This is a genomic window from Acutalibacter sp. 1XD8-33 (assembly GCF_003612555.1).
In the GTDB taxonomy this organism is placed as follows: domain Bacteria; phylum Bacillota; class Clostridia; order Oscillospirales; family Acutalibacteraceae; genus Acutalibacter.
This window is the reverse complement of record NZ_RAZF01000068.1, coordinates 1-2,395: the sequence shown is the minus strand read 5'-3', so window position 1 is coordinate 2,395 and position 2,395 is coordinate 1. Positions and strand designations below refer to the sequence as shown.

Below are 2,395 nucleotides of genomic sequence, written 5' to 3'. Positions count from 1 at the left end.
GTGGGGCCGCTTGTCGCGCCCTTTGGGCGCTCCTTTTCATCTTCTGCGGCCCCCGCCGGAAGGGCAAGGTCAAGGGCAAAAATAGAACATATGCGCGATATAACACTTGAGATGTCCCGGCTTGATACAGGGTTTTACATCTTTCCCCTTTCTGTGCCTTGACATCTCGAATATACTGTGCTATCATGATGTAAGACACTTTGAGATGCCCTGTGTCCTTCACTTTGGTCGGTGGAGGGGATACAGGGCTTTTTATTTTTTATTGTAGTTGACTTTCCTTAATTTGTCAATTCGATTATTTGCCCTTTCCGGTTTGTCAGCTCATCCGCCATGGCATAAAGAAGCGTTACCGCCCGGTCTTTGTGGTTTAAATCCATTCTAACCACCTCCAGAGCGTCAGCAAGGCCGTTCTCACACAGTTCATGGTATAATCTCACGGCATAGAGCTTACGGGCGCTGTGAGGGCTCACATGGGCATTTATGCGCCTTCCGTCAATCCGGAAGAGTTTGCAGGCCCGTTGCAGGTCCTTGAAAACCGCCTGCCGCGTCCTGTGCTTCTCTGGATCCCGCCCAGGGAACAGCCAATCGCTTTTCCTGGGCCGGTCCAAAAGTGTTTTCCAAAGATCCGCAGGTATCGTAACAGTTCTTTCCTTGCCGGTTTTCTGCTCTGTGTACGTCAGCCCCAGATGTTTCCCGGTTTTCAAAGGCTTGGCTTCCACCATCTGGCTCCGGGTCAGGCTCAGACAGTCGGTTATACGCATTCCGGTACATTCCATCAGGAGCAAAGCAAAAGCGTTTTCGGGCATTAAAGCGCGCAACAGCAAATGCAACACTTCCTCGTTCACATAGCCAGAAGTCACTATTCATGTCTCCTCTCCTTCTTTTGTGATAATTTTTATTATTAAATAATTGTAGTCAAGGGGCCGGATAAGCCATGGCTTATCCAACCCCTCTTTTTCATGATGCGGCGTACTATTCCAGGCCGTCAAGGGGCACGCCCGCTAGCGCGGCGCTTCGCGCCCTTGACAGCCATTCTCTGGGATCCTCCCATTGACAATTCGACATGTCAGTTACATAGACCACCGTCAGGCCAGCTTCTTCCAGCTCGTAGCTCTTCCCCTCCGGTTGACTGGTGAAGTTTATGTATTCATACCTGGGCTCCTTCAGCTCCCCGCCATGGTAATAATAACGCCCTCCAATCATGCCGCCGTCAGACTGCTTCAGTACATACTTGGTGATGTACTTGCAGACATCTTCATAATTGCCGGAGAGCTTCACGGCGGTGGTAAAGCCCAGCTTCCAGTCGGTCACATTGTAAATCTTCTGCCCATAGCTGGGGGTATTCCGCTTCCAGTATCTTTTTCCGCTGTCCTTGAGCTTCACGGCAGAGGAATTTATCAGCCCATGGAAGTGGATCGCGCCGTCCTTGTGCAGCTCCGGCACCAGGACATAAACCAGGCCATCCCGCTGCACCCGGTTAGAAAGGAAGGTTTTGAGCTTTGGATAGATCTTCTCAATGTCGTACCTGTCGACCATCTGCTTGTCCAATGTCAGAGTAACAAACAGGTCAAACACGTCCTCGTTGCAGGCTGCATAATCGAATACCTTTCGGTACGCCCTGCGCCTGGACTGCTCATTTGCCTCCCCGTACTCTGCCACACTAAAGTGATCTTTTTTATAAGGCTCAAAGCCCCCCCAATTAAAGACCGGGCGAGAGGTGTAAAGGACCTCCAAAACCGCGCCATTTGGGGAAATTTTGACTCTCCCATTACAGTGCGTAGCCCCAAAAGACAAGGGTTTCAATATGCTGTTTTCCATGCTGTTTTTGATGACATAAAGTCCCAATAATCAAGTAGGAAGCAACCGGCCTTTCCGCGACTTGTCCGCCCCGGCTCGCAGGGCACGACTAGCGCCCCCCTTCGCCGGGTCGGCTGGCCCGTCGCACGCGCAAGGTAGTTGCGCTTAGCTCCCGGGCCTCAGTGGTTTGCGCGCGTTCTATATGCGCCCTTCGGGGCGGCGCTTCGCGTGCTTGCGCCGCCTGCTTGCTCTGGGGGCTTCGCCCCTTCGCTTCGCAGCGCACGCGCGCCCGTCTGGCGCGGGGACAGCTCCCCCCGCCCGGACTGCGCCCCGCTCTTTCCCCTCGCTCCCTGCGCGGCTTGCCGCCGCGCCTGTTGCGGGTTGGCGCTCCCCGGCGTGGCAGGCCAGCGGCCCCGCCGTTTCGCGCCGTCCCCGCTTAGGCGGTCGCTCATGGTCGGCGGGGCTTGCCTTTGGCGGGTCCCCCCTCGCTCGACATTGCTTACCTGCTCCGCGCCATCCTCCCCGGCGTGGGGCCGCTTGTCGCGCCCTTTGGGCGCTCCTTTTCATCTTCTGCGGCCCCCGCCGGAAGGGCAAGGTC

General features: G+C 55.4%; 2 protein-coding genes. Both read right to left on the bottom strand.

The window, feature by feature from the left end:
- Nucleotides 1–278: 278 nt before the first annotated feature.
- Nucleotides 279–860 carry a tyrosine-type recombinase/integrase gene (locus tag D7X94_RS17745; protein WP_158591081.1) on the bottom strand — a complete coding sequence of 194 codons (582 nt, stop codon included), beginning with the start codon at nucleotides 858–860 and terminating at the stop codon, nucleotides 279–281.
- 112 nt (nucleotides 861–972) lie between these two features.
- Nucleotides 973–1,659, bottom strand: a complete 687-nt coding sequence (locus D7X94_RS17740) for a rolling circle replication-associated protein (RefSeq protein ID WP_147401775.1) — start codon at nucleotides 1,657–1,659, stop codon at nucleotides 973–975.
- Between the last annotated feature and the right edge of the window lie 736 nt (nucleotides 1,660–2,395).